This window comes from Dysosmobacter sp. HCP28S3_G4 (genome assembly GCF_052065175.1).
Classification (GTDB): Bacteria; Bacillota; Clostridia; order Oscillospirales; family Oscillospiraceae; genus Oscillibacter.
In genome coordinates this window covers 1-23968 of record NZ_JBQHUP010000017.1, presented here as the reverse complement: position 1 = coordinate 23968, position 23968 = coordinate 1, and the positions used below count along the sequence as shown (strand labels likewise).

General features: G+C 62.6%; 36 protein-coding genes. All 36 read right to left on the bottom strand.

Annotated features, from left to right (window positions below; all coding sequences use genetic code 11):
• Positions 1-14: 14 nt before the first annotated feature.
• Positions 15-593, bottom strand: coding sequence for a 6-carboxytetrahydropterin synthase (locus ACTNBU_RS05930; RefSeq protein ID WP_441031751.1), 579 nt, complete (start codon positions 591-593; stop codon positions 15-17).
• Between the two features lie 139 nt (positions 594-732).
• Entirely contained in the window at positions 733-1188 is a 456-nt protein-coding gene (locus ACTNBU_RS05925) for a hypothetical protein (protein WP_441031750.1), read from the bottom strand.
• On the bottom strand, positions 1185-1445 hold the full coding sequence (locus ACTNBU_RS05920) for a hypothetical protein (RefSeq protein ID WP_441031748.1): 261 nt from the start codon (positions 1443-1445) through the stop codon (positions 1185-1187). Before ACTNBU_RS05920 ends, ACTNBU_RS05925 begins: the two co-directional genes overlap by 4 nt.
• Complete coding sequence (locus ACTNBU_RS05915; protein ID WP_343095450.1) at positions 1442-1717, bottom strand: hypothetical protein; 276 nt, start codon at positions 1715-1717, stop codon at positions 1442-1444. The genes ACTNBU_RS05920 and ACTNBU_RS05915 overlap by 4 nt, the downstream gene beginning before the upstream one ends.
• The gene (locus tag ACTNBU_RS05910; protein ID WP_435546304.1) at positions 1714-2034 is read right to left on the bottom strand and encodes a hypothetical protein; all 321 of its coding nucleotides are present in this window, start codon (positions 2032-2034) and stop codon (positions 1714-1716) included. The genes ACTNBU_RS05915 and ACTNBU_RS05910 overlap by 4 nt, the downstream gene beginning before the upstream one ends.
• Positions 2031-2519, bottom strand: a complete 489-nt coding sequence (locus ACTNBU_RS05905) for a hypothetical protein (RefSeq protein WP_441031747.1) — start codon at positions 2517-2519, stop codon at positions 2031-2033. Before ACTNBU_RS05905 ends, ACTNBU_RS05910 begins: the two co-directional genes overlap by 4 nt.
• The gene (locus ACTNBU_RS05900; RefSeq protein WP_441031745.1) at positions 2516-2896 is read right to left on the bottom strand and encodes a hypothetical protein; all 381 of its coding nucleotides are present in this window, start codon (positions 2894-2896) and stop codon (positions 2516-2518) included. The genes ACTNBU_RS05905 and ACTNBU_RS05900 overlap by 4 nt, the downstream gene beginning before the upstream one ends.
• Positions 2893-3480, bottom strand: a complete 588-nt coding sequence (locus ACTNBU_RS05895; RefSeq protein WP_441031743.1) for a pentapeptide repeat-containing protein — start codon at positions 3478-3480, stop codon at positions 2893-2895. The genes ACTNBU_RS05900 and ACTNBU_RS05895 overlap by 4 nt, the downstream gene beginning before the upstream one ends.
• Positions 3477-3791, bottom strand: a complete 315-nt coding sequence (locus ACTNBU_RS05890) for a hypothetical protein (protein ID WP_441031741.1) — start codon at positions 3789-3791, stop codon at positions 3477-3479. The genes ACTNBU_RS05895 and ACTNBU_RS05890 overlap by 4 nt, the downstream gene beginning before the upstream one ends.
• Positions 3792-3984: 193 nt before the next feature.
• Complete coding sequence (locus tag ACTNBU_RS05885) at positions 3985-4137, bottom strand: hypothetical protein (protein WP_441031740.1); 153 nt, start codon at positions 4135-4137, stop codon at positions 3985-3987.
• A gap of 17 nt (positions 4138-4154) precedes the next feature.
• A complete protein-coding gene (locus tag ACTNBU_RS05880; protein ID WP_441031738.1) occupies positions 4155-5012 on the bottom strand; it encodes a helix-turn-helix domain-containing protein in 858 nt (285 codons plus the stop codon).
• Between the two features lie 2 nt (positions 5013-5014).
• Positions 5015-5785, bottom strand: coding sequence for a pentapeptide repeat-containing protein (locus tag ACTNBU_RS05875; RefSeq protein ID WP_441031736.1), 771 nt, complete (start codon positions 5783-5785; stop codon positions 5015-5017).
• A gap of 45 nt (positions 5786-5830) precedes the next feature.
• Positions 5831-6136, bottom strand: a complete 306-nt coding sequence (locus tag ACTNBU_RS05870) for a hypothetical protein (RefSeq protein WP_343100140.1) — start codon at positions 6134-6136, stop codon at positions 5831-5833.
• 157 nt (positions 6137-6293) lie between these two features.
• On the bottom strand, positions 6294-6617 hold the full coding sequence (locus tag ACTNBU_RS05865; RefSeq protein WP_441031734.1) for a hypothetical protein: 324 nt from the start codon (positions 6615-6617) through the stop codon (positions 6294-6296).
• A 421-nt stretch (positions 6618-7038) separates the two neighbouring features.
• Positions 7039-7470 carry a hypothetical protein gene (locus ACTNBU_RS05860; protein ID WP_441031733.1) on the bottom strand — a complete coding sequence of 144 codons (432 nt, stop codon included), beginning with the start codon at positions 7468-7470 and terminating at the stop codon, positions 7039-7041.
• Between the two features lie 20 nt (positions 7471-7490).
• A complete protein-coding gene (locus tag ACTNBU_RS05855; protein ID WP_428280620.1) occupies positions 7491-7673 on the bottom strand; it encodes a hypothetical protein in 183 nt (60 codons plus the stop codon).
• Positions 7674-7725: 52 nt separating this feature from the next.
• The gene (locus ACTNBU_RS05850; protein ID WP_441031730.1) at positions 7726-8025 is read right to left on the bottom strand and encodes a hypothetical protein; all 300 of its coding nucleotides are present in this window, start codon (positions 8023-8025) and stop codon (positions 7726-7728) included.
• 51 nt (positions 8026-8076) lie between these two features.
• The gene (locus ACTNBU_RS05845) at positions 8077-8364 is read right to left on the bottom strand and encodes a hypothetical protein (RefSeq protein ID WP_343095466.1); all 288 of its coding nucleotides are present in this window, start codon (positions 8362-8364) and stop codon (positions 8077-8079) included.
• Between the two features lie 123 nt (positions 8365-8487).
• Positions 8488-9789, bottom strand: coding sequence for a replicative DNA helicase (locus ACTNBU_RS05840; protein WP_441031727.1), 1302 nt, complete (start codon positions 9787-9789; stop codon positions 8488-8490).
• On the bottom strand, positions 9773-10168 hold the full coding sequence (locus ACTNBU_RS05835; RefSeq protein ID WP_441031725.1) for a hypothetical protein: 396 nt from the start codon (positions 10166-10168) through the stop codon (positions 9773-9775). The genes ACTNBU_RS05840 and ACTNBU_RS05835 overlap by 17 nt, the downstream gene beginning before the upstream one ends.
• Positions 10168-10632 carry a single-stranded DNA-binding protein gene (locus ACTNBU_RS05830; protein WP_441031723.1) on the bottom strand — a complete coding sequence of 155 codons (465 nt, stop codon included), beginning with the start codon at positions 10630-10632 and terminating at the stop codon, positions 10168-10170. Before ACTNBU_RS05830 ends, ACTNBU_RS05835 begins: the two co-directional genes overlap by 1 nt.
• Before the next feature lie 2 nt (positions 10633-10634).
• Positions 10635-11510 (bottom strand): phage recombination protein Bet, encoded by an 876-nt coding sequence (bet, locus tag ACTNBU_RS05825; protein ID WP_441031721.1) that lies wholly within the window; start codon positions 11508-11510, stop codon positions 10635-10637.
• Positions 11511-11512: 2 nt separating this feature from the next.
• A complete protein-coding gene (locus tag ACTNBU_RS05820; RefSeq protein WP_441031719.1) occupies positions 11513-11791 on the bottom strand; it encodes a hypothetical protein in 279 nt (92 codons plus the stop codon).
• A gap of 80 nt (positions 11792-11871) precedes the next feature.
• Positions 11872-12771: a YqaJ viral recombinase family protein gene (locus tag ACTNBU_RS05815; RefSeq protein WP_441031717.1), complete on the bottom strand. Its 900-nt coding sequence runs from the start codon at positions 12769-12771 to the stop codon at positions 11872-11874.
• Positions 12772-13099: 328 nt separating this feature from the next.
• The gene (locus ACTNBU_RS05810; protein WP_441031715.1) at positions 13100-13600 is read right to left on the bottom strand and encodes a hypothetical protein; all 501 of its coding nucleotides are present in this window, start codon (positions 13598-13600) and stop codon (positions 13100-13102) included.
• Positions 13593-14603 carry a helix-turn-helix domain-containing protein gene (locus tag ACTNBU_RS05805; RefSeq protein WP_441031713.1) on the bottom strand — a complete coding sequence of 337 codons (1011 nt, stop codon included), beginning with the start codon at positions 14601-14603 and terminating at the stop codon, positions 13593-13595. Before ACTNBU_RS05805 ends, ACTNBU_RS05810 begins: the two co-directional genes overlap by 8 nt.
• A gap of 52 nt (positions 14604-14655) precedes the next feature.
• A complete protein-coding gene (locus ACTNBU_RS05800) occupies positions 14656-14943 on the bottom strand; it encodes a hypothetical protein (protein ID WP_441031712.1) in 288 nt (95 codons plus the stop codon).
• A 77-nt stretch (positions 14944-15020) separates the two neighbouring features.
• Positions 15021-15395, bottom strand: coding sequence for a hypothetical protein (locus tag ACTNBU_RS05795; RefSeq protein WP_441031710.1), 375 nt, complete (start codon positions 15393-15395; stop codon positions 15021-15023).
• Between the two features lie 453 nt (positions 15396-15848).
• Positions 15849-17042: a DUF4185 domain-containing protein gene (locus ACTNBU_RS05790; protein ID WP_441031708.1), complete on the bottom strand. Its 1194-nt coding sequence runs from the start codon at positions 17040-17042 to the stop codon at positions 15849-15851.
• Between the two features lie 11 nt (positions 17043-17053).
• Positions 17054-17497 carry a hypothetical protein gene (locus ACTNBU_RS05785; protein ID WP_441031706.1) on the bottom strand — a complete coding sequence of 148 codons (444 nt, stop codon included), beginning with the start codon at positions 17495-17497 and terminating at the stop codon, positions 17054-17056.
• On the bottom strand, positions 17498-18853 hold the full coding sequence (locus ACTNBU_RS05780; RefSeq protein ID WP_441031704.1) for a peptidoglycan DD-metalloendopeptidase family protein: 1356 nt from the start codon (positions 18851-18853) through the stop codon (positions 17498-17500).
• A 189-nt stretch (positions 18854-19042) separates the two neighbouring features.
• The gene (locus tag ACTNBU_RS05775) at positions 19043-19735 is read right to left on the bottom strand and encodes a LamG-like jellyroll fold domain-containing protein (RefSeq protein ID WP_441031703.1); all 693 of its coding nucleotides are present in this window, start codon (positions 19733-19735) and stop codon (positions 19043-19045) included.
• Position 19736: 1 nt separating this feature from the next.
• The gene (locus tag ACTNBU_RS05770) at positions 19737-20387 is read right to left on the bottom strand and encodes a hypothetical protein (RefSeq protein ID WP_441031701.1); all 651 of its coding nucleotides are present in this window, start codon (positions 20385-20387) and stop codon (positions 19737-19739) included.
• A gap of 2 nt (positions 20388-20389) precedes the next feature.
• Entirely contained in the window at positions 20390-22237 is a 1848-nt protein-coding gene (locus ACTNBU_RS05765; protein ID WP_441031699.1) for a hypothetical protein, read from the bottom strand.
• 24 nt (positions 22238-22261) lie between these two features.
• Positions 22262-22906 (bottom strand): DUF7172 family protein, encoded by a 645-nt coding sequence (locus ACTNBU_RS05760; protein WP_441031697.1) that lies wholly within the window; start codon positions 22904-22906, stop codon positions 22262-22264.
• 215 nt (positions 22907-23121) lie between these two features.
• Positions 23122-23968 (bottom strand): hypothetical protein (locus ACTNBU_RS05755; RefSeq protein WP_441031695.1); only part of this gene is annotated, 847 nt, incomplete at its 5' end.

Sequence of the window (23968 nt, the reverse complement as noted above, 5' to 3'; positions counted from 1 at the left end):
GGTCGGTACGTCGCTCACGTCTTCGGAGTCTCCGACCACGACACCGCTATGGCGGGGAGCCCCATGTTCCGCGCGGTCTCGTACAGCAACCGGGTCATGTTCTCCGCTGTTGGGTTGAAGCCCACCCGGTCGTTCAGGTGCTGGTGGTCGAACTTCTCGTCCAACCACGCGCCGAAGCCCGCGAGAGCACGGTAGTCCAGGACGAAGCCAACGTCGTCCAACTCGTCGCCCAGGGTTTCCAACAAGGCCAGCAGCTCCTCGTTATCGTACGAGCCAATGTCTGCCGTGCGGTTATCCGCCAGGACGATCCGCGTTGCCTGATCCTCGTCCACGTCCACGACGTAGCAGTCCAACTCCGCGAAGTCCGACACCCCCTCTTCCGCCAAATCACGCGCCGCCATTAACGTGTGATTCCCAGCCAACACCTCCATCGGACGGCCCGTATGCGTCCCCCGGTTCACAACGATGGGTCGGAACTGCCCATTGACGCGCAGGGAGTCGGCGGTCGCTTGGACGTCGCCGCGGCGTGGGTTCTTGTGGTGGGTGTGGAGTTGGTTGGTGGGGATGGTTTGTGTGTGTCCGAGTTTTGTCATGGTTTGATGTTATCTTAATTTTTTGTTGTTTTGGTTTGTTGTTTTTTTGGGTGGGTATGGGTGAACCCCCGCGAGGTTTTGCCGAACCTTGTCGCGGGGGTTCTTGGTGATGGACTTGGTATCTCTCTGATGTGCCCCTTTATGGTGGGTCCTTGCGTTGCAGCGCGTTGGTGGACTCACCTGTGTGTGATTGTAGCAGGTGTGGTTGTGGTGTCTCTTCTGGTTGTCCGACGAGGCGGCGGACGATGCGGGCGGTAGGGTCTGATTGCTGCGCGATCTCGACTCCGTCACGAGCGCTGTCGAGACTCTGGCACCACATCGTCAATCGGCATCCGTTTGGATGGTCGATGTGGTTGCACTGTAAGTTTTCTCGATCGATGCCGTACTCCCACTGCATTCCGGCGATTTGCTCGGCCATGACCGGGGCGGCTGCGACTAGGGGTGCGATGTCTTCGTCGTAGACGATGGCGGGGCCTGCGTACCAGGCATCCTCGTAGTCATCCCATGGGTCGAAGACGGGCACTTGGCCGATTTCCCACGGGCGGGGGTAGTCGTCGCAGCTGAGGGTCTTTGCTTGGTCTGGCGTGATGGTCATTCTGTTTCCTGTTCTTCCATGCGGTTGAGGGCGAGGGCGAGGAAGGCGCGCCCCAAGTCTGCGAGGCGTTCCGGGGTGCTGTCTGTGTACAACTCGGCGACGATGTTTTGGTCTGCTTGTGGGGTTTCGGCGATCCAGCCGGATACGGCTGCGGCCTTGTGGAGGTCGGCTGTGGACACGGGGTGGCCCTCGACGATGTCGTGGAGGATGCGGGAGGTGTGGGCGATGATGTTGAGCCAGTCGGTGTTGGCGGTCATTTGAGGTCTTTCAGTAGGTCGTTGGGGACGCAGCCGCTTAGGCCGTGTGGGTTCTCTTCGGCGTACACCTCGGTTTGCCCTGGCGGGCATTGCAGTGTATCTGTCGTGTATGCCAGGCATCCGCCGAAGCTTCCTAGTATTAGAGCCCCGGCTATGGCGGCGGTGATGGTGATGCGTAGGATGCGGGATCGGCGCTCGTCCCAGGTCGCTGCGGTTCCGATTGCGATTCCCGCTCCGATGCCGATGAGCGTGCCGTAAATTGCGAAGCTCATTCGACTACCTCCGGTTTGGATACGAGTCTGCGGACGATGCGGTATTCTGCCCAATCTGGCGGTGGCGCTATCCGTCGCGCTTCTTCTTCGCTGTTGAACCAGCCGACCTCGAATGTGTGCGCTGGCGTGTTGAATGGCGGCTCCGGTCGCCTACGGTTGCCCCATCCGGTGTAGTGTTTCCAGGCTCCGTTGAGGTGGGCTTGCGGGGCGTACTCCCACTGCATCCCGGCGATAGTGCGGTAGGCGCGGCGCTCGATTCGGTTAGCGTCCGGTTTCTGTTCCAGGCGTGCGCGTGCCTGTTTGGGTGTGATGGTCATGATTGATCCTTTGCGAGGTTGTAGATGTGCCCGGCTGGGCGGGGTACGAGCTGCGCAGCGCCGCGCTGCTCGAGGATCGTGATGGGCGACTGTAGTCGGGCGTAGACGCGCCACCCACGGTCGCCGTGGTGGTGGGCAAGGTCCTTGAATGCTTCGGCGGCTTCGTATGTGGATTTGGGGATGGTTACCCGGCTGCGTTCTGGTTGACCACCCCGGGTGCGGGGCAACCACAGCTCGGCGCGGTACGCGGGCATGAGGTCGCCGTCCGGGGCGATGGGGCCATCTACTGGCTCCCATGGGGTCACTTGGCGGGACATGAGCGCCGTGAGCCGATCGGACGGTCCGCCTACGATGTCGGCGTAGATTTCGCGGGCTTCCTGCTCGTCTGTGTACCAATGCCAGTACTCCGGCGACTGCCACTGGAGGTTCCCGTCCTGGTCGACACCAAGCGCCGTCGTGGCTCGATACTCGGTGTAGATAGTCACTCGATTTCCTCCCAGTCGCTCACCCAGCGGCGGACTCGGGTGCCGGGCGGGAAGGCGACTTTCTCAATGCCCTCGAAATAGACTCGACTACGCCCGTCGGCGGTGTATTCCTCCGGGTCGGCCACCACGGGCGTGCCGTCCGGGGTCCAAGCACGGGGCAGATCGAAACGGGGGGTTACTGCTGTTGCGGGCACGCCTTCTAGCAATTCGCCGTCTACGGGGTCAAGCAGCACCACCAGTGTCTGCTTGTATTGCTCGGAGTAATAGGCACTAACCACGATCCAGGCTTCTATGGATAAGTCGCACCACATACCCCGGCATTGTTCGAGCTCTTCGGATGTCATGTCCGCAAGCGTGCGGGGTTGTTTGTCGGTCATTGGTTGTTCTCCTTGTCTGTCCACTTTTCGGCGAGTGTGGGGATAATGTCTTCGTGGTCTTGCATGTGGAGGTCGCATAGGGTAAGCGCGGCTTCGATGTAGGGTCGGCGGCGGGTGATTTCGTCGCCTTCGGCTTCTGGCCAGCCTTGGTCCTTTGCGATGAGGTCGCGTAGTTGGTCGGGGGTGCCGTTCCAGCAGCCGAGGGTTATTCGCCAGCCTTCGGGGGTGGGGGTGAGGTGGAGGGTGCCGCTGGGTAGGTGGTTGATTTCTAGTCCGCCCCATCTAGCGTAGTGCAGGTTAGCGCCGTACAGGTCAGCGCCGTACAGGTTAGCGCCGCTCAGGTCAGCGCCGTACAGGTCAGCGCCGCGCAGGTCAGCGCCGTACAGGTCAGCGTAGTACAGGCTAGCGCCGCGCAGGTTAGCGCCGCGCAGGCTAGCGTAGTGCAGGTCAGCGCCGTACAGGTCAGCGCCGCGCAGGTCAGCGCCGCGCAGGTCAGCGTAGTGCAGGTCAGCGCCGCGCAGGTCCGGGAGCTTATTGTCCTCTCGTGCGCTTTTCACAATGTCAAGCACTTCTTCACGATTCATTTCTGGTTCCTCTCCTGGTGGTGAGCAGTAGCAAGTAGGGCGAGGGCGATGGTCTTTACCGAGCTGGGAGTGATGTCTATTTGTTCTATTTCCCGTGGGCCGTAGAAGGTCCCGCCGTATTCGGTGCTCGTGACGATGACCTCTTCGACCTTGCGCTGTGGTCGGTACGGCGGGAGTGTGATGGTGATGGTGCGGGCGATTTCGTCGGCGTGGTGAATGGCTTGGGCGTGGGTGCGGAAGTTGGTGGCGGTGCCGTCTGGTTCGTGGACGGTCCAGCGGCCGAAGCCTCCTCGGCGGATTGTGGGTCTCATGAGAAATCTTTCAGGGTTATCCAGGATGTGAGAGCCATCCCAGCGGAAAACATGGTTAGTAAGTTGAGGTCATCGTGGAGGTCGGCACCGCTGCATACTGTCTCGGCGATGATCGCCAAGGCAATGGTGAACACGAGGTGCACCGCGAACCTGGAGCGGTACCGCACGCGGAGTTTGCGAGGGTCGAGGTACGTCACTTTCCACACCTGGCCTTCACGGCGCGGGCGATGACGTTCGCGAGCATCGCGGTGGCGAGCTCGGCGGATGCTGTGTGAGTCTTGGTCCCGGGCTGTGCCTTCACGGCGATAATCGCCGCCGTAGTAGCGATGGTGATGTAGGTGGCCATTCGGTGTCGGTTGATGCTCATTGCTTGTCTTCCTGTTCTGGTTGGTGATTCATGATTCGGATGTACGTGCGCTCCTGGATGGACTTCACCCGCCCGGTAAGGTATGTACGGACCCGGCTCCCGTCCCACCCGAGATGCCGCGCCGCTTCGGCCATGCTGCCGTAGTGTGCGACGAGTTCTCGGAGCTTCGCGAGCAGCTGGTCATCCACCGGGATGCGGGTCTTGTCGATGTTTCCCGGGTTGTCGTCGCCCAGGGGCGGGCGGTCGCGGTGCTCGTTGGGGTCGTCGATGTTGTCCCACTCCATCGGGAGCGCCCAGCCCTGTCTCGCGACGCGGTAGTGCGGTTTCTTCACCGGGAGGGACGATAGACGGCTGTAGGTGTCGCGCAGGCTGATCGCCGTGCGTCGCTGGACCGTGGGCCACCTCTCATGCTGGATGTGGAGGATCGTGGGGAGCGATAGGCCGCTGTCGGTGGCGATGTCGCTGACCGTCCACCCGGCGGCGCGGAGGGCGCGGATACGCCGGGCGAGCTGCCACGTGCTGATCTTCTGAATGGACCGGCTCGGCGGGGTTCCCAGGACCGCGTTGTGTGTGCGCTGCTGGATCGCCGTGGTGTTCTCGTTGAGGATGCGGTCCACGGTCTCGGTGGATAGACCGGATGCGGTCGCGACTCCCGTCCGGGTCGAGCCGGTCTGTAGTAGCCAGTTGATATGGTTGCAGGCCATGACGGGCGAGACTTTGTGGTGAACCGCGCCGTGGAGGTAGGCGTGCTTCTTGCAGTACCCGACTTCGCGTAGGGCGTGGTTCGGGCACTTGGGTGATGCGCAAATGTCGGCATGGGGCGGCTGTTCGGGAGTGGCCTTCTTGGCTTCCATAATCACTGCTCCTTCCATTTGGACACTGTTGTTTCGAGATCATCCGCGTACGACAGGTGGTGTGCTGCGGCGAGCTGGTGAATACCCTCAACCGCGGCAGTTTTCGCCGGTTCCTCCTTGAACGTCAGTTCCGCGAACTCGTCCAGTGTGAGGTGCTTCCCGAGCGCGTCTACCACCAGACCGCGGCCCGTCGGCATCAGGTACACCGTGCCCAGGGGCGTGTTGGAAAGCACCGAGCCGCACCACGACAGTCCGGACAGGTTCGAGTCCGTGAGGTTCGTCATCGTGAAGTTCGCATACGTCGCGCTGGAGTTGCGGAAGTTGCACTTGATAAATCCTGCTTTTTTGAGGTTCGCGAGGGTCATGGTCGCGCCGTACAGCTCGCAGTCGAAGAACATGGTGTTCTCCAGATTCGTGTTGATGAACACGGTGGTTTGGAGGGTGCAGCCCTCAAACTGACTTCCGGTGAAGTCCGCGCGGAGCGCGTCGAGCCCCCGGAAGTAGCAGTCCTTGAAATCGTTCTCGCGCATCTCCGCGTCGGTGGCTCCGAGGAACTCGAATCGGCATTCGGTGAAGGCGGTGCGGGTGAACCCGCCGTCGGCTAGGTCGTTTCCGTAGAAGGTGCAGTCGACAAACTCGCCGCCGGTGATGGTGATGTCTCCGAGGTTCACGTCGGTGATGGTGTAGCCCTGGAGGGTGAAGGTCCCATCGGTGAGCCGTGCTTTCTTGATTGCTTGGTTGAATTGAACAAGCCCGTCGATGACTTGTTTCATGGTGGTGCCTTTCTGTGGGTGGCCCGCCCCGGATGGGGCTTTGGGTTAGTGGATGATGATTTCTTCGCCGGTTGCGGTGTCGAAGAACGCATCGTCGATTTCTGGGTCGAGCTTCAACTCGGCCATGCGGTCGTTGATGGTCCAATCGGTGCCGTCGGCGTTGGTGATGTCGAGGATGGTTCCGAGTACGGTGTAGGTATTCACCCCGTTCTTCTCAACGATGGTTCCGCGTTCTGGGTTGTTTGGGTCGGTGCTCCACTTGATTTGTGCTTTGGTGCCGTGGAGTCGGCGGGCGATGGTCCAGGGGGTGTGTCCTCGGTAGGTTCCGGTCTTGGTAACCATGGTGATCATTGTGGGCTGTCCTTTCTGTGGTGGTGGTTAAGGTGTTTCCTTAACCTGTAACTATAGTATATACCATCTAGTCATGTCGTACAAGTTATTTTGCAACTTTTTTTAAAAAACTTTGACATTTTTTCGCGACCATCAAACACGCAGGTCACGCACACAATTATGCAAACACCTCCCGACCGAACAGCAGCATTTGCAGCACATCATCCGCCTGCGCCGAGTCCGAACACATCCCATACAGACCCTCGTAGTCCCGGTCAGTCAACCGCTGGTTAAACTCGTCCACGAACCGCCCCTCACCCGGCAGACTAATCTCGTTGAGCCGCTCAAATAGCCGCTCGAAAGTCACCACGACAGTCCGGTCCACAAGCTCGAACCGCACCGTGTTCTCGTCCTCCATTGTCACCAGCTCCCACCACGACCAGTAGACCCCGGTGGAAATCAGCGACTCCAGCAGTAGGCGGGCATACACGTCACCCAGCATGTCGATGGTCCCGACCGCCATTCCATCGGCGATATGCTCGGCGTGCCACCGAACCAGCTCGTCCTCGTCGCGCTTATCGCTCGTCATCGTCGCGAGGGTCGTTATATAGGGCAGTTTCGGCAGTTTCATTGTGATCAGTCCTTCCTAGAACTTGTTGGTCTTCCTGTATTGCATCTTCTCGATCGTGGACAAGCGGCTCCACATCCATTCGCGGGCGGGGCGCTGCGTCTTGTCCGTCTCCGGGTGCGCGAGCATGATGTGTCGGAGCTCGACGGCGCACTGCGGCCACCGCTCGAATGGCGCGTGGCACAACTCGCTCAACACATCCACCATGCGGCTCCGCAGCACGCCAGGGTCATCTGGCGGGTTCATCAGGACGGTGCGGAGCTCGTCGCGGGCGCGGGACTCCGCGGGGTGCGGGCTAGTCATCCTCGCCCCCATTCCGCTCGTCCTCTGCCCGGTGGTGCGCGATAGCCGCGACCAGGATCGCCAGCAGCTCCGGGCCAGCGACGTGGAACTCGTCCTCCGCTTCCTTGATCGCCCAGCTAACCGTCTCCGCGAGCATCGCCAGCAACTCGCTCGGGCTCGTGGTGGTCCAGTGGATAGACCCAGTAGACTCGTCTGCGGACATATCCAGGTGATAGGTCATGACCAGCGACGGGCCAACGTTCGCGGCCATAGCGCGCTCGCGGTCGTTGCGTACCCACTGGCCGTTCAGCATCTCGCCCACGATGATCGTCGCGAGGTCCTTCGCCGGGGCGTTCTTGTTCTCGTCGCGTCCGATGATCTCCGCGATGATGTCGCGAAGCTCGTTCGCGCGGGGAGCGGGTTTGGTGGTGATTTTCTTGCTCATGGTGGTATGTCCTCCCTCTCTTAGTTCATCCACAGTGGGCTGAACCAGTGGAACAGCAACCAGCCGAACGTGCCGCCGATGATGATTAGGGCGATGAACACGACCCAGTCCATGATGGTGACGGGTTCGTCGTAGTAGTCGTCTATCAGTTCGTAGTCGTAGCTGCTGGTGTGTCGATCTTCTGCGCGGTGCTTACCGGCCATGATGTTTTCCTTTCTGGAGTCCCGCCCCGGGGGGGCGGGGATGAATGGGGGGTTAGTCGTCTTGCATGATGGACTCGAACATGCGGGCGATGGTTTTGACCATTTGCACGTTATTGAGGTGTGTGTCGATGTCCTGGAGTGGGGTGTCGAGGATGTGGAACTCGATGGTCTTGGTGAAGTTCTTGACGGTCATCTCGATTCGTGTGTTGTCGATGTTCCGGCACGCGATGCGCCACATGACCGGCGGTTCGCCTGGTTCCATGTAGTCGGGGTCTAGCTCTTCGCGAATGAGGACGTAGCCGTAGGTTTCGAATGTTGCGACGTTGTCGAACTTGTCGATCTCGATGGTCATGGTGTGCTTCTTACTGTGTTCCCGCCCCGGGGGGCGGGGTGAGTGGAGGGGTTAGTTGGTGGCGATGATCTGCTGGAAGGCTTCGGCGATCTGCTTCACGTTTTGCAGTTCTTCGATCAGCTTGTCCATGTCCTCGACCTTTGCGGTGGTGCTGGCTGCTGCGTAGCGCAGTTCGTTGGTTGCGAGGTCGATGTGGAGGGTGCAGTTGGTGTTGAAGTTGCTGGTTACCCGCCATTCGACGCTGCCGTTGTCGTAGGTGTTCTTGGTGAGGGTGTGGTCTCCGGCGGTCCAGTTGGTCTGGTTCTCGGTGGTGGTCTTTTCGATGATGATGGTGCTCATTGTTTCTGCCTTTCTGGTGGTTGGTTACGGGCCTTTCCCTTAACCTGTAACTATAGTATAGGTGATATGGTGGTGTAAGTCAAGTAAAAAACGAAAAACACTTAAACTTTTTTCCGAACCGCCCTACTGATACCCGCCCGGCGACCACTTCTGATCCATGAACCGGCAGTAATGCAGCACCGGCGTAAGCTCCACGCTTCCCAGCTGACCACTGCGGTTCTTCGCCAGATCAACCGTCAAATCACCACCATCACTCCGCGACAGCAACAGGACCTTATCCGCGTCCTGCTCCAGCGCGCCCGACTCACGGAGGTGGTGCAGCCGCGGCGCGCCATTCATCTCCGCCTGCCGGGACAACTGCACGACCACCACAACCGGACAGTCCAGTTCCTTCGCGAGCATTTTCAGCGCCCGGCTGTACTGCGCAATCTCAATCTGCCGCGACTCAACCTTTCCCACAGCGCTAATCAATCCGATGTAGTCCACGACCATCAACCCCAGGGGGCGCTCGCGAGCTAACCGCCGAGCCTTCGCCCGAATCTCCGCCATTGTGATCCCCGGCGCATCATCCACCCACAAGTGAAGGTTGCTCATATCGTCGGCGTGATCCGCGAGCCGCTGCGCTTCATCATCCATCAGCGTCGAGTGCGTGAACCGCCCGAGGTCGATGGAGCACTCGGCGCTGATCGCCCGTGCTGTCACTTCCTGCTTGCTCATTTCTAGGGAGAACATCAACGCCGCCCGGTCGGTGCGGGCGACGTTGCGGGCGAAGTCCAGGGCGAGGGTCGATTTACCGATACCGGGCCGGGCCGCGACGATGATCATTTGCCCCGCCCTGAGCCCGCCCGTGATGGAGTCCAGGGACTCGAAGCCCGACCATGTGATCCGCCCGGTGTCCTGTCGGTAGTAGTCCCGCGTCGCTTCGAGCATGTCGCCCACCATTGACGGGGCATCGGACACGCTGACCGTCCCTAGGTTGTCGAGCTCGGCGCGGGCCTGCTCCACAACCTCGATCGGTTCGACTTCGGGCGATTCCGATAGCTGCTTGATCTTCGCCGCGGCGGCGTACGATTCCCGGCGTAGGTAACCCGCCCGCACGCGCTCGGCGTGGTACATCGCGGAAATCGGAGTTGGGGCCTTTGAGATCAGGTCGAAGATCAGTTGGGCGACATCTCCGATCGTTCGCCCGGAAGCGGCGTTGATCCGGTCGGCGAGGAACACAGGGTCAATCTGCGCCCCCTCCGCTTCCATCTGCTCGATTGTCTCGAAAACGAGTTGGTGATCCGGGCGGTAGAACATCTGCCGGTTCATACCCGAGGACAGAATCTCGGCGGTAGCATCGCGCGACTGGATCATCGCGCCGAGGACGAACATTTCCGACTCAACCGGTGTGAAAACGTTGTCCGATTTACTTGTCCGCTGCATTCGTGTCCTCGCTTCCGGTGGTGGTGATTTCGAGCCACATTCGCGGCTTCTGGCCTTTCTCGTGGTGATGGATCCTGGGCATGATCTTGGTCATGTACTCGCTCGTATCGTCCGGGACGATGCCCGCATCGACAAGCCCGTCCCAGCACGCTTTCGCCGTGGCGACGAGGTTGTCCTCGTCTCTGCGGCGGTTATCCGGCGGTAGGTAGTGGAGCCGGGTGGTGATGTGGCCGAGGTTCCGGGGGACGGTCGCGCGGGCGCGGTAGGCTGCTTCCTTCCGCACCGCCGCCACCGCCGCCGCCTTCTTCGCCCAGTGTCCCCGGTCGTTGAGCGACAGTGGGGGGCGGGTGAACGACATGGGGAGGTTCCAGGACCGCATCAGAACGGCGGCTCGTCGCTGTCGAACCCAGCCGCGCCGGTTCCCCCGCCGGTGTTGCCGGACGGGGTGGAGCCCCACGGGTCGCCCATGTCCGCGCCGGGGGCCGCGCCCGCGCCGTCGCGGGTCTTACGGCACTTGACTCCGATGGATGATGCGCGGCACTCCAGGCGGCTCCGGCGCTCGCCCTGCTCGGTCGTCCACGACCGCTGAACGAGGTTGCCGAACACCATGACGACTGTTCCCTTCCGCACCTGCTGGCCAACTGCTTCCGCGCCGTTGCCGAACAGCGCGACGGGAATCCACGTCGTGGTTCCGTCCACCCACTCGTTCGCTTCCTTGTCGAACCGGCGGGACGTGCTGGCTACGTCGAGGGTGACCCACGGCTTGTTGTCCTGTGTGTACCGGACTTGCGGGTCTTCCTTGACTCCGCCCTCGAAAAATAGGGGGTTCTCTCCCTGCTTCATGTCTACTGCTCCTTGTCGGTTGTGACGGTCTCGCCGTCGATGATGGTGGTGTCCTCGGCGGGCTGCTCGGCCTGCTCCGGGGCCTTGTCGGCTGGTTGCTGCCCGTTCTTGTCATTATCGCCGCTGAACCGGCGCGTGGCGATTTGCGAAATGCGGTTCATCTCACCCACCTGCCGGGCCGCGTTCGCCCGCTTCCACGCCGCCTGCAGTTCCTCGCGAGTGCACGTCTCCGGGTCGAACCCCTCCGGGTGGAGGGAATCGGTACGCGGCGCGGCGGGACGCTCCGGCTCCACAATGTCGGCCTGAACCTCGTCGTTGGTGTAGACACCGGATAGGTCGAGGGGGAACGCGGACCGGAGGGCGAGGGCTGCGGCGCACTTCTGCAGCATCAGGGCGGGCTTCTCCTGCCACATCGTGTTCGGCACCTTCTTGCCAAGCTTCTTATCCCACCGGGTTCCGACGTACTCGCGGAACAGGGCGACGGCGGGGAACCGCTCGCCGTTACGGACCACGACGGACTTCGATGCCACCGGCGGCTCGTCCGCGACCCACACGTCATGCCACACTCCGTCCGGTCCGCACCACAATGGGTCCTCGTATCCGAGCGTTCCGTGCGTCCGCTCGGTGGTGCGCTGCGCGACGAGTCGGAAGCCGTCGATGCCGGTCTGGATCGTCCAGTTGCCCTGGCGGTTGATCATGTAGATCTGCCGGGCGAAGGGGTCCAGGCCGGTCCGCTTGCACGTGTGGAAGAACACCTGAATCTCGGCGGGGGCTGCGCCTTGTAGGCCGATGGATCGGAGTGCTTCGATCTGCACCGGTGTGAAAGTGTCCTGCTCGGCGGCGATGGTGAGGGATCGGCTGCTGTACTGGTCAGTCATGGTTAGCTGTCCTCCGTGTTTTCGACTTCGTCGGCTAGGCGGTGGAGTGAGTCACCGGTGACGCGGGCGAAGCGGGCGAAGTCTTCGGGGCTGTCGAACATGGCTGCGGTGTAGACCATTGCTCGCATGATTTCGTTGCGGCACTGTAGGTCTTCGGTGTTGGTGCCGAGTCCGTTGTCGGCCATAATGTCGGGGAGGTTGTTCCTGACGGTCCCCTCGGGGTCGAGGATGTAGGGGTGGTTGTCTGGGTAGCGCTCGTATGGCGCTTCGGGGTTGAGCATGTTTGCCTTTCTATGCTGGTCACGGTGTTCACCATAAACACCTACTTAAAGTTTACCGGATAGTTGTGGGGAAATCAACCTCAACGCTGCCACTGCTTCGGAACCGGCTTAAACCGCCACCGATCGCCCGACCGCGTCGCCACGACACGACCATCCGCCGTGATGCACTCGCCATCCACACCGGCGACGATGACCCGCGACCGAGCTGCATCCAACTCCGCCGCCGCTTCCTTCTCGCGCAGCTTCGCAGCCGCGTACTCGAAATACACATCGCCCACCTCAACCGCCTGCACCGTCGCCGGGGTCATAGCAGCCAACACCGGCCACTCCGAGGACGGATTCGTCCGCTCCGGCTCCCGCTCGCACACACCCCCCGGAAGCGTCGCGACGAACTCCCCGATCGTGTCCACCGTCATTTCGATATCGAAATCAGTGTAGGTGACCCAATACTCGGTGAGCTCCAGGAACGGGCCGAGGACCACGAACACGACATCGCGCAGCCCAGTGACAGCGCACTGCCACAAGCCCTGGAGCCAGTAGTGCAGCGGGACACCGTTGGTTTCCGGCGTTCCCCATCCGCTCGTGTCGGCCTGGGTCTTGATCTCCATGAGCGCGACGCGGCTCGTGGTTGCCAGCAGCCGGTCGGGGGTTGCGTAGGCCCATGTCCACCGGCGCGACTGGAACGTTCCGCACGTTGTGACGGTCCATTCCGGGTTGTCCTCGGCCCACCAATCAGCGACACCGGCTTCGAGGTGCCGACCGCGCCGGGTCGCCTCGGTATCCGCTTCGGGCGCGTCGAAATGACCGGCGAGCTGGTGCCACATGATCCACGGGGTTCCGCCCCACGGGTCGCAGTCCATGATGCCCGCAATCTTCGACGCGGTGACCCTGCGCCGCCATTCCGCCGTTCCGGGCTCCACGCCCTCCGCGACGGTCGCATGCTCACTGATGATCGCTTGCACATCTACCACATCTGCCATGCCACGTTTCCTTCATCGTCCAGAAGCACAGCCCCGCCGTAGCGGGGAAGCCGTGCCGGTGTTTCCTCGGGTCGCTGGTTCGCTTTCAGCAGCAGCCCATTGTCGTGCGCCCATCCGCGCCGGGACTCCACCCGGTCGTGACAGGCCGCGCATAGAACCAGCCCGTTCGACGGGCGGTTCACGTCCGCATCAGCGTCGCCATGAACCCCGCCCATCCTGCGGGGCTTCCGGTGGTGGTAGTGCCCGCCCGGCTTTTTGTTGCATAGCTCGCACACGCCGTATGACCGGCGGCTCATGATGCGCTTGTCCTCGACGCTGAACCCCTCCTTCACCACACGCCCCCAATGAGGTTGTCGGGGACGAACACCAGCGTGATCGCGTTCGGGGCCGCGTCGCGGGCCATGATCTGCGGGATGGTGTCCGGGGCCGCGTCGCCGGTGATGGTCTGCCCAGAGTCGGGGTTAATGATCACGTACTCGACGCGGTCGTACACGTCGTTGGGGTAGATCATGACGCTGTCGTGCTGCACTAGTTCCCGAGCTCGTTCGAGTTTATCTGGGAACACTGTCGGCATGATTTTGGTGAGATCGGTCAGGGCGATGTCCAGCTCTAATCCGTCATACACGCTGTACTCCGCGCACACCTCATTCACCGCGTCCATCGTGAACGGGCGGGGTGTGACCTCGAACGTCGCCGTCGTGAACGGCCCTCCCTCTATCTCGACTTCCGCCGTCCAGCGGATAATGGTCTGCCCGTCGGTGATCCGAACCTGGTCGGTTCCGAGTAGGCCACGGCACCGGGCCGCGAGCGCTTCGGTGAAATTACGCATAAGCGGGTTCCTCAATCTCGGTAAATGACAATTCGGTTGGGGTGGTGACACCGCTCGTCCGAGACGGGATGATCGTGTCAATCACCCGCCCGCCGCTGCCGCCCCTGCGGATCGCCCGGATGCGCCACAACCACGACATTCGACGCGCCGACAGGCCGACCGCGACGTGCCGGACAGCTCCGATGGCGTACAAGCCACCACCGCCGGATGCCGCGGCTTCCTCGATCAGGTGCAGCGGAACCTCCCCCGTGGCGACGAGGGGGGCGATGCCGTCGAGGAACATGTTCATGATCCTGCCCTCAACCGGGCCGCACTTGCCGACGACGATGGTGCGAGCCACCGACCGCCAATCACCCTCCGGGTCCAGCGTCCACTCACCGGAGCGGATCGTCCGAGGGAGCGGGGACAGGTCCGTGACGATCTGATACTGGTTCGCCCGCTGCGCCGTCTGCTCCACGATGGTGCGCAGTGGCACCCCTTCGTCCTCCATCGCCGTGATGCCAGCTTCGGCGGCGGCGTGAGCCGTCCGCTCGTCAATCCACCCTGCCGACGTGTCCTTCGGTTCTTCGTGGAAGACATCCTCCGACGGGCGCGGAGCGCCGCCCGTGTTGTTAGATGATTTTTTATTAGTTAATTCTTTATTTGGGGTTAAATCCTTACCCCCCGTTTCGAGCAGGGATTTACCCGCCCCCCCGGCTACAGGTTTAACCCCCTTCATGGTCGCCAGGGGGACTGTGAAAACACTCGTTGTCGCTTCCCGGTGCTCGACGCTGATCACTCCGAGCTCGTCAAGACGGCGGAGCGCGTTCTTCACCGACGCGCGGCTCAATCCGGTTTCCTTCGCGATGTACGCCGCGGACGGCCAGCACCGCCCGGATGATCCGTTAGCCATTGATGCGAGGATGTCGAAGACAGTCCACACGCTCCCAGGTTCGCCCCATAGTTTCCGGCGATCTCGGTCGTAAGTTGCGGTCCATGCGGACGTTGGTGTATAGTCGTTCATAGCAGAACGCCTTTCTGTGAGTTGGGACCCCTCGTTAGCGCGGGGGGTCTTTTTAATGCTTCAGGGTGGGGATGACGACGGGGGTCAGTCGGATAACCGATGGGTAGGGGCCACGTCGTTCGCGGGTGATCAGGCCGAGCTGTTCGAGTAGCTGGAGTGGCTGCTGGATCATCGCAATAGTCACGTTGAATACCTTAGTCAGTTGTGACATCGAGACTTCCACGACTCCGTTGTCGTCGGCGTGGTTGATGATCCAATCGAGAATGCTGTAGACGCGCTTGTTCGCGTCGGCTTCGGATAGTCGGTGAAGGGCGGCGGAGCCGATCACGGGGGCTTGCATGGTGCTTGTACTGCCTTTCCTGTGGATATGAATCTTACACGTATAGTTTACCAGAAGTTTCTGGTCTGGTACAACACTCACGACACCTGCCGACGAACATCATCCAACAACCGCTCCGGAAGCGGCGGAAGCAGATCCGCGACCGTCTTGTCCTGATGCGCACGCCGGATGAACCCGATCGCCAGATCATACTTGCTGCTAATCACGCGGAGCTGCTCGCCCTGCTCCGCCACGACACGCTGCACGTCCTCCAGCTTCGCGGTTAGCACCTTGATTTTCTTATCCTGCTCCGCAGCTTTATTGCTCGCGAAGTCCTGAATATCGTCCACCAGGGCTTGATACTGGTCCGCGACCGATTTCCGGTTATCGAATAGGCCGGTGATAAATGCGGTCAGCACGGCACCGGCGAGGCCCACCAGACCGACGACGACCGCGGCTAGGCTTTCGCTCATTCGGAATCTCCCTCACCCTCGCAGTGCGTTGATTTGACGATGATCTGCTCCACCGGGGGCGCGAGAACGCCCAGAAGATCGTCGCAGCTACCAGTAGGTACACCACAGACGCCATCGACCCGAGTGGGTAGTTACCGTAGACCTCGGCGATTAGGTACATACCTCCCCATATCAGGTAGATAAAGAACAGGCCCCCGGCGGCGATAGCTCCGCATCGGCGGGTCAGCACCGCGCAGATTGCGAACGCACCGACGATGATCCACACAAATGCCCACAGGTTCGGACCGCCCCACTGCTCGACGGCGGGGAGCCGACTCGGGTTCCCCAGCATCGGCAGGTAGAACAGGCCTTTAATGAGCGTGCCGACTCCGTAGATTCCCAGCCCCGTCCAGGGCGACCCGAGCCCACGGCGGAGCCGGACCAGTGGTGGCTCCTTCTCCTTCTCCAGCAGGGTCATGCCGCCCCCTCCGCCCCGGGGGTGTTCCCGGTGAGGTTTACCCGGTAGCCGCGAGCACAGTAGTCAATCGTCCGTCCATCCCACTGCCGCCAGGACGATAGATGAAGGTAGGCATCCTCCAGCGACGGGGACCACGGATGGATGCTCGGCGCGTACATCGACGGTTCCTGTAGGCGGGTGACGATCTCCCGCGACTTCGTCCACAGCGCATCCGGGCGATCCGCCAGGCGAACAATCACGCCACGCTTCTCGTCGCAGTACGTGAGCACCACCTTCCCGTGGATGTACTGCGCATTGATTTCACCGATCGCGCCTTCGGGCGTGTCGGGGAGAAGGATGGGGGTCGGGTTGATGTGCCGTCCCCACTCCCACCGTGTACCGGTCCAGCCCCAGAACTCCCACGACGCGTCGTTGCATAGGTGCCGCCAGTTCGCCCGGCGGAGGTAGATACCGCTATCCGGGCCGCGCTTCCGCCCCTCCGGCGTGCCGAACACATAGACGTTCTCGTCGCCCGGCAGCATCACCATAGTGTTGTTCTGGAAGTAATGATCGCGTCCGCGATTCACCCACTCGTATAGGGTGCCCAGGTTGTTCTCGTGACGGCATACGTCCCACACCTCGGCGTGCGGTTCATTCGACCAGAACCAGGCTGCGGATAGGGTCCAGCACATCCGCTGCACACCGCCCTGGCCCCACCGCTTCACACGGAAGCCGTTGCCGAGGTAGTTCCCATCGGGGAGCTGAATCACATCATTCGGGATGATGGTAAATGCGTCGAAGTTCCTGCCGTTCACCGTCCCGGACTCGCCCACGTGCCGGTAGGGCCACATCTGGTTCGCGTAGTTGATTCCGTGGATTGCGTTGTCCCACACGATGCCGCGCGTGGTGACATCCCGGTTTGACGAGCGGAGCCCCACGGGCGAGCGCCAATCACCCTGGCCCGGTGTCCCGCCGGTGAAGGTATCGCCGAAGACCCCGCCGACCCATAGTGCCTTCCCGCCATTGACGGACTTGCCGCCCTCGAACAAAAAGCCGAGGTCTGTCCCGCCGATGCCGAACCGCTGCGTGGGCTGGTCAGTCCCGCCGTTGCCCGCCGAGGTGTGGATGAACGTGCCAACCGGCACGTCGGGGACGATGGATGCTGGGATGATCTTCCGCGCCCAGCTGAATACCTGATTAATGAATGACATCATTTCTGCTCCTATCCGGGGTAGATGGAACCGTGCTGCGAACCAACACGATCAACACTCACCGGGGCTGCGTGCTGACCGTACTCCGCCGACTCGTCCATCGGAGGGTTACTGTCCGCAGCGCCGACCGACTGGTATGGCTGCTTCTTCTCGTTGATGGTGTCGAGCAGTTCCCGGCTCATTTGGTACATCCGCTCCATCGCGGCCACGGTGGCTGCGGTCTGCGCGGCCTGAACATCGTCCTCGGTCGCCGTCGAGTTCGACCCGCGGTTCAGCTTCACCAGCGCTAGACCACCGGCGACCATGCCAGCGAGCTCCGGGGCATAATCCAGCCACGCCTGCGCCTGATCACTCGTCGCTTTACCCGACAGCAGCATCGCGGCCGAGAACACGAACGCCGCGGCGTAGATCACCCCGCGAACGATGATGGACACGTCAATTCCCTTGATTTTCACTTACTTCTCACCCTTCTTGATTCGGTTGATCAGATCTTCGTTAGCGAGGAACAGCAGCTCGACGGGCGTGCACGCGCCCGTGTCCGCTAGCTTCTTCTTCGCGGACGCGATGACCGACTCGGCATCCCACCCGGCGAAGTCGGGGAGCCCGTCCTGCCGGTACTTGTACCCGGCGAGCTGCTCGAACGACAGTCGGGCGTAGTCCTCGGCGGTCAGCTTCGACGCGAAGACTGGAGGGCCGACTTCCGCCCCGGGCGGGGTGGTGTTCCCCTCGCCCTGAAACAGGGCGCGGAGCTTATCCATCCCGCCGCGGAAGGCGTTCGCGTCCACCTTCATCCCGGCGACGACGGCCCGGTCGGTGAACTGCCACATCGCCACCTCCAGACCGCCGTAACCAGCCCAGCCAGCGTCCCCTGCGGTCGAGTACAGCGCCGAAGCGTAACCCGGGGTCGTGGACGGGTAGTTCGAGGACCACAGCGGCGGGAGCCCGGACAGGTCAGGCTTCCCGGCCTTCGTCCAGTACCACCGGGGGAGGTAGGTCAGGATCACCCGGTAGCCCCGCCCGCGAAGCGCGGACACGATGCCGTGCCACAGGCCCGGGTCGTAGCCGCTCTTGTCCTCGATGTCGAGTGCGACGGGAACGTCCTTCTCGGGTAGCTGCGCTTCCAGCGCGGCGGCGTGATCCTCCGGCGATGTTTCCTCGCGCACGTAGATGTAAGCAGCGGCCAGCACGCCGTTAGCCTTCGCGTCGTCCAGGTGCGACCGGAACACCGGGTCGCGCCACGTCCCCTCGGTCGCCTTGATGATGGTGAACGCGAAGCCTTCCTCCTTCACCCGGCGCAACGAGAAGCCGTTCTGATGGTTCGAGATGTCCACGCCGAAGAGCACATCGCCCCCGGCTGGTGATTCGCCGGTGACGGGGGCGCGACCACCACCGGGCGGTGGGTAGGCCGCGTCCTGGAGCCAGGTTTCCGGGTCCACGCGCTTCCCGCCGTAGCCACGTTCCCACACCGTGACGTGGAGGTGCGGGCCCGTGGACTGGCCATTCGACCCGACGTAGCCGAGCAGCTGCCCGACCTCCACCCGGTCGCCCAGTTTCAGCCCCGTGGCGAAGGCGTTCCACATGTGCCCGTACTCGACGCAGCCCCCGCCGTCCGCGTCGGACGAGTCCACGACGATCCACTGCCCATAGCCCGAAGCGGGTCCGATGTACTGCACAGTTCCAGACTGGACGGCGTAGAACGGGGTGCCGTCCGGGGCGGCTAAATCTGTTCCGGAGTGTGATTCTGGTCGGCCCGTCACGGGGTTGATCCTGCCCGCGAACCGGGATGTGATGGTGAATGTGTTCTTCGGCATCGGCCACTGTCTGCTCATAGGTTGAGTCTAACCGGCGCGACCGCCCCGTCCCCTATACATGAGGAAGCCCCCTCGCCATAGCTGCCCACTAGGCGAGGGGGAGGTCGTAGCAACACGGGCCTTAATCCCTTCGGAACCGGCCCCCAATCTGCTGTCTGGAGGTCAGCGGGGACTGGTCCTGCTTGCGGTCTAGAATACCACGCCCCACCCGCTCCGCTTCGTCCCCCGCGTCAGCGACTCCGCAGACTGATATAGCCCCATAACCTCGGAATCTCCGAGCAGCGCTTCCTGGATGATCAGCTCGTCCACCACAACCGCCCCGGCGGACACGCCGACGGTCATGGTACGGGGACGGTCGAAGTTCACGAGGTTGAACAGCCCGCCGCTATACGACTGCACGGCAACCAGCGTGCCGTTGATATACATGCGGGCGCGGCACCCGCCCCATATCGTCGTCCCCTCGACGGTGAGGGTCACGAGGTGCCACCGATCCGGTGATAACTGCTCCGACCGGGCGCGGAGCGCGAACCCGCCCGAGGACAACCGCACCCACCCCTCGACCGTGCCTGGAGGATAAACCGAATTGGCGCCGTACACCCGCGCACCCATGCCGGGAATGTTGCCCCACTGAAACAGCTCCGCGGTCGCGGAACTCGCAGAGTACCGGAACCACAGTGATACCGACACCGGGTAGCCTGCAGCAGCAGCGGACGACACCGGGATAGTCGCACCAGCGTTCGCGGGAATCGACAGCGCCTGACCATCCACGCCCTGCACGTACACCGGGGAGCCAATCATCGCCCCGCCCGTGTTGAGCCGCCCGTCGAATGACTCATGTGTCTGAACCGCCCGCGCCGTCCTGACCCAGTCCTTGATACTCATGCTAGGACTCCTGCACCCGAAGCGTAACCGTCACACCCGCCGAGGACGCGGACGAGATCGCAACCCGCACCGGGCCCGTGATGGGGACGGACATCGCCGACTGCTTCGACACCACCCCATCCCCCACGGTAATAGACCCGGTCGCCCCACCGCGCAGCGTCACAGTCACCGCCGAGCCGGGGGTGCCGACCGCGACACCGATATGCGTGATCTTCAACCCCGCCGCGCCCGTGCCGATCAGTAGGGGCGGGGACACTTCCTCGCCGTTGATCGTGCCCGGCACGCTGAACGGGATAACGTAGGCGGGCTTCGCTTCCGCCTTCGTCGCGTAGGTCGCCCCGGCTTCGGCCTTCGTCAGCAGCGGGGCGATCGCTTCCGCGAGCTGCTTCGGGGTCGTCGCAGCCGCCGCGAGCCGGATGTACTCGTTCGTTTCATCCGACAGGCGGAGTGTCACATCCTGCTCCAGCGTCCCACCCCCGGCGAGCCCGTCCCCGGCGATGATTTTCCGACCGAGGACTTCCGCCGACGCGGTGGCCTGCAACTCGCGGAGCCGCTGCACCAGCCGCTCCACCGTCGCGGAGTCCGCCGAATCGTCATTCTTGATCTGCTCGATGATCTCATTGAGTAGATCGTCGTAGTTAATTTCAGCCATCGTTACGCTCCTGCTAGGAAGATCATGCGGAATTGTGATTCCATTCCTCGGATGTTGCCAGTCGCCCCGGCGTTACCCTCGGTCGTCCAAATCCACGGGTACAACCTTGTCCCTGCGGTGAGGAACTCCACGCCGGTCGCCATACTGATCTGACCGAAGCCAATATCGTTCCACAACACGAGCCCCCGATCACCCGCGTTAATGTCCGTTGTCAGGCCGCAGCCCTTAGCGCCGGGGATGGTGGCGAAACCTTGCCGGGCGTACAGGTTGTACCACCCATCAACCGGGGCGACGAGGTACGGATCATTCGTGGATGCGTTCGCCACGCCACCGTAGTTCTTGCCGACAACGAGCTTCCCGTCCGAGTAGGCGCGCATACGGGTAAACCGTGCTGCTGGCGGGTCGTACTGCGGCCCGGTCCAGCGGAGCACACCGTAGGGCTTCGTGCGGAACGACGGCGCGCCAAACAGCGCGGTCGCCTGGTCAGCCGATAGGGTGCCAGCCGGGCCAGCCGGGCCCTGCGGACCCTGCGGGCCAGTATCGCCGCGGAGTCCCCTATCACCCTGCGGTCCCTGCGGACCGACGAACGCAAACGGGTCCGACCACGACGTACCATTCCACATCACAGCTTTACCGCTATCGGTCATGACGTAGGTGTCACCCACCGCCGCCGATGGGGGCAGTGATGCCGAGGATGCGACCTCCCCGCGAACGATCAACGACCGACCGTCCTTACCGGGTAGGCCGGTATCGCCCTTCGGACCCTGCACACCTTGAAGCCCGGTATCACCCTTCGGACCGGTCGGCCCAACATCGCCCTTCGGACCCTGCGGACCCATCGGACCCTGCGGGCCAGTATCGCCCTTCGGGCCCTGCGTGCCTTGGATGCCCTGCGGGCCGCGCGGACCAGTCTCGCCCTGCGGGCCACGGAACAATGGTGCAGCGCCCTCGGGCGGGAACTTCGCCCCATCCCACACGTAAATCCGACCATCAGCGGTGACAACCCAGCCCTTGCCCTTATCAGACGAGGACAAACCCTTCGGGAGATCAGCGTAAGTCGCGACCATCGACTCGTACGACACCGAAGCGCCGTCCTTACCGTCCTTACCCGCCGCACCAGTGTCGCCCTTCGGGCCCTGCGGACCCTGCGGACCCTGCGGACCCTGCGGACCCTGCGGACCCATCGGCCCCTCCGGCCCGCGTGGACCCTCCGGCCCGGCGACCGTGCCGATGGACTCGACCTGTCGCGTCGCTTCCTCCGCCGCCGTGACGGAACGCTCCGCAGCAGCAGCAGCGAGCGCAGCGTACTGCTCCGCTTCCACCGACACCTGATCCGCCGCGACCTGCGCCGCGTCCTTCACCAGGTTCATCACCTGCTCCACAGCCATTTCCGACCGAAGCGCAGCCGTCTCCGCCTGCTCAACCTGCGCCGACAAATCACCGAACTGTGGAATCACCGCCCGGACTTCGCGGGACGTTTCCAAGTCCCGGCCTACCCGCATCACCAGCGCATCCCCATCCACGCGGATGCCCAGCACCGACTCGCCGGGCAGCGTCTTAGCCCGGTCCTCGATCATCTGGAACACCTCCGCCATAGTGGGGAAGTACTGCGCCGCCGCGGGGAACTCAATGTAGTCGATCAGATCGACCCACCCTTCCTCCAGCAACTGCTTGATGTGCGGGGTGAACCGCACCATCATCTGCTCGTTGTGTCGGAGGAACGGGGTCGGCTTCCCATCCCGGTCGGCGGTGAGGACGGCGTGAGTGCCCTGGATGCGCACCACCACACCGAACTCGGGAACGTTATCCGCCGGGACGGGGATGCGTCCGTAATCCTGTTCAAGTGCCATTGTTGTGTGTCCTATCTAGTCGAGCTATACGGGGTCGGGGAAGGCGAAGAATCGCATGGTGTTCGAGAATGCCCAGACGAACGCGGTCGGCCTACCATCGCGCGGGTGAGCATCGCCCCACGGCACCCGGACGTAAGCGTTCGTCACCAGTGAGACGCGGAACCGAACGTCCAGCGATTGTCCCGCTGGAACGCGAATCTGGTCCAGCGTCGAGGTGGCTTCCGGGGTGGACTGCCACGTCGTAATCGGGGGCCACTCGTCCCCACCCATCCCATTGAACGGTGCGAACAGGCCCGCGCCCCACTCCGTGTTCCACGTCGGCTCCGTCGTCGGCTCCGGGGCCATGATTTGCGTAAGCCCATCGGTCCCGACCCGCGTCGTGTACGACTCTCGGAGAAACACAGTGTGCGGACACGTCGTGCTCATGGTTCGGCGAGCGCGTTGGATCTGAACCTGAACCGTCACAGGAACTCCGAAGTCGTTCTTCCAGTGCCCGCGCTGCTCAATCAGAATCTTCTGGTTATCAATCGGCGAGTGCTCTTTAATCTCCCCGTCATTAACCGAGGGCGTGCGAGTCTCCAGCACCACGCGGGGCATCGCGGCCCGTGATAGATGCAGCACCCCGTTCTCGGTCGAGAACTGACGGGATGTGCAAATGGTGTTAGCCATAACCTCTATGTCTCCTTCTTACCCTGCGGCTCCGACTCACGCCGGGCTACAACGGTTCTCACTCCGGTGTCCAGATTATCGGCGACGAGGTCCCCATACCGGCCCACACTCAACTGCCACGGCCCCAGAGCGCGCTCCAGCCGCCTGACACGCCGCTCCAACTCCGCGATGTACTCCGCATCCGTCCGCGCTGTCCTACCCATGATCCTGCTCTCCTATAACGGCGTTCCGGGCTTGACCCAGTCCGCATCGTCGGCCTTATCCTTCTGCGAAGCGTTGGCCTTACCGGCCTGCTCCTTCTCCCACGGCGACTTGAAGTCGTTCGTCAACGGCGGCGGGAACTCCTCGCGAGCCTCCCACGACACCGACGGAGGAACGAGGGACAGTTTGATCCCATCCGGTGAGAACGCAACCTTTTCGATCATCAGGTCGCAGCCGACCCGCACGCCGGTCTGAACCGACGAGACAGGCACACGCACGCCGGGAACGAGCTCATGCAACGACACCGGCGCGTCGGCGCGTAACCCAGCCCCACCGACACTCACCGCCACCGGGGCGACCGCGAACTGGTCCAACGTCGCCTGCGCCTTCGTCTCGCACTCCTGAACCGTCACGAGCTTGTTCCCCTTCACGATGGACTGGAGGACGATCCGGTCATCCTCAATCGCCCGCTGCGCCCACACACCCTCACCCTTGACGAGCACGTCGGTGACCACATCCTTGCCCACCTTCGTCACGACGACATCATCGCCGAGGTGCCGATCCGACAGTGGTGCGGTACGATGCCGAGCCCCGACCGGTCCGACCATCAACGACCCGCCGACAAACGTCCACTCCAACCCAACCTCGGTCAGATCATCGACCACATCATCCACGAGGACACTGTTAGCCGTCTCGTTCACCACGACCCAGATTCGGGAGTCCAGGGCGTGAATGTGATCAGCGATGTGTAGCGGGTCGGACGGGCCCATCCCATCCACCACGAGCTGCTGCATCACCTGCGATGCGTCGCGTTGATCCCAGAACCGCCCGGACGGGAGCCGACGGCGCTTGAACAGACAG

Coding starts and splice junctions, on each gene's coding strand:
- ACTNBU_RS05930 (WP_441031751.1), bottom strand. CDS start 593: ATGACAAAACTCGGACACACACAAACCATCCCCACCAACCAACTCCAC.
- ACTNBU_RS05925 (WP_441031750.1), bottom strand. CDS start 1,188: ATGACCATCACGCCAGACCAAGCAAAGACCCTCAGCTGCGACGACTAC.
- ACTNBU_RS05920 (WP_441031748.1), bottom strand. CDS start 1,445: ATGACCGCCAACACCGACTGGCTCAACATCATCGCCCACACCTCCCGC.
- ACTNBU_RS05915 (WP_343095450.1), bottom strand. CDS start 1,717: ATGAGCTTCGCAATTTACGGCACGCTCATCGGCATCGGAGCGGGAATC.
- ACTNBU_RS05910 (WP_435546304.1), bottom strand. CDS start 2,034: ATGACCATCACACCCAAACAGGCACGCGCACGCCTGGAACAGAAACCG.
- ACTNBU_RS05900 (WP_441031745.1), bottom strand. CDS start 2,896: ATGACCGACAAACAACCCCGCACGCTTGCGGACATGACATCCGAAGAG.
- ACTNBU_RS05895 (WP_441031743.1), bottom strand. CDS start 3,480: ATGAATCGTGAAGAAGTGCTTGACATTGTGAAAAGCGCACGAGAGGAC.
- ACTNBU_RS05890 (WP_441031741.1), bottom strand. CDS start 3,791: ATGAGACCCACAATCCGCCGAGGAGGCTTCGGCCGCTGGACCGTCCAC.
- ACTNBU_RS05885 (WP_441031740.1), bottom strand. CDS start 4,137: ATGGCCACCTACATCACCATCGCTACTACGGCGGCGATTATCGCCGTG.
- ACTNBU_RS05880 (WP_441031738.1), bottom strand. CDS start 5,012: ATGGAAGCCAAGAAGGCCACTCCCGAACAGCCGCCCCATGCCGACATT.
- ACTNBU_RS05875 (WP_441031736.1), bottom strand. CDS start 5,785: ATGAAACAAGTCATCGACGGGCTTGTTCAATTCAACCAAGCAATCAAG.
- ACTNBU_RS05870 (WP_343100140.1), bottom strand. CDS start 6,136: ATGATCACCATGGTTACCAAGACCGGAACCTACCGAGGACACACCCCC.
- ACTNBU_RS05865 (WP_441031734.1), bottom strand. CDS start 6,617: ATGCTGGGTGACGTGTATGCCCGCCTACTGCTGGAGTCGCTGATTTCC.
- ACTNBU_RS05860 (WP_441031733.1), bottom strand. CDS start 7,470: ATGAGCAAGAAAATCACCACCAAACCCGCTCCCCGCGCGAACGAGCTT.
- ACTNBU_RS05855 (WP_428280620.1), bottom strand. CDS start 7,673: ATGGCCGGTAAGCACCGCGCAGAAGATCGACACACCAGCAGCTACGAC.
- ACTNBU_RS05850 (WP_441031730.1), bottom strand. CDS start 8,025: ATGACCATCGAGATCGACAAGTTCGACAACGTCGCAACATTCGAAACC.
- ACTNBU_RS05845 (WP_343095466.1), bottom strand. CDS start 8,364: ATGAGCACCATCATCATCGAAAAGACCACCACCGAGAACCAGACCAAC.
- ACTNBU_RS05840 (WP_441031727.1), bottom strand. CDS start 9,789: ATGCAGCGGACAAGTAAATCGGACAACGTTTTCACACCGGTTGAGTCG.
- ACTNBU_RS05835 (WP_441031725.1), bottom strand. CDS start 10,168: ATGCGGTCCTGGAACCTCCCCATGTCGTTCACCCGCCCCCCACTGTCG.
- ACTNBU_RS05830 (WP_441031723.1), bottom strand. CDS start 10,632: ATGAAGCAGGGAGAGAACCCCCTATTTTTCGAGGGCGGAGTCAAGGAA.
- bet (WP_441031721.1), bottom strand. CDS start 11,510: ATGACTGACCAGTACAGCAGCCGATCCCTCACCATCGCCGCCGAGCAG.
- ACTNBU_RS05820 (WP_441031719.1), bottom strand. CDS start 11,791: ATGCTCAACCCCGAAGCGCCATACGAGCGCTACCCAGACAACCACCCC.
- ACTNBU_RS05815 (WP_441031717.1), bottom strand. CDS start 12,771: ATGGCAGATGTGGTAGATGTGCAAGCGATCATCAGTGAGCATGCGACC.
- ACTNBU_RS05810 (WP_441031715.1), bottom strand. CDS start 13,600: ATGCGTAATTTCACCGAAGCGCTCGCGGCCCGGTGCCGTGGCCTACTC.
- ACTNBU_RS05805 (WP_441031713.1), bottom strand. CDS start 14,603: ATGAACGACTATACACCAACGTCCGCATGGACCGCAACTTACGACCGA.
- ACTNBU_RS05800 (WP_441031712.1), bottom strand. CDS start 14,943: ATGCAAGCCCCCGTGATCGGCTCCGCCGCCCTTCACCGACTATCCGAA.
- ACTNBU_RS05795 (WP_441031710.1), bottom strand. CDS start 15,395: ATGAGCGAAAGCCTAGCCGCGGTCGTCGTCGGTCTGGTGGGCCTCGCC.
- ACTNBU_RS05790 (WP_441031708.1), bottom strand. CDS start 17,042: ATGTCATTCATTAATCAGGTATTCAGCTGGGCGCGGAAGATCATCCCA.
- ACTNBU_RS05780 (WP_441031704.1), bottom strand. CDS start 18,853: ATGCCGAAGAACACATTCACCATCACATCCCGGTTCGCGGGCAGGATC.
- ACTNBU_RS05775 (WP_441031703.1), bottom strand. CDS start 19,735: ATGAGTATCAAGGACTGGGTCAGGACGGCGCGGGCGGTTCAGACACAT.
- ACTNBU_RS05770 (WP_441031701.1), bottom strand. CDS start 20,387: ATGGCTGAAATTAACTACGACGATCTACTCAATGAGATCATCGAGCAG.
- ACTNBU_RS05765 (WP_441031699.1), bottom strand. CDS start 22,237: ATGGCACTTGAACAGGATTACGGACGCATCCCCGTCCCGGCGGATAAC.
- ACTNBU_RS05760 (WP_441031697.1), bottom strand. CDS start 22,906: ATGGCTAACACCATTTGCACATCCCGTCAGTTCTCGACCGAGAACGGG.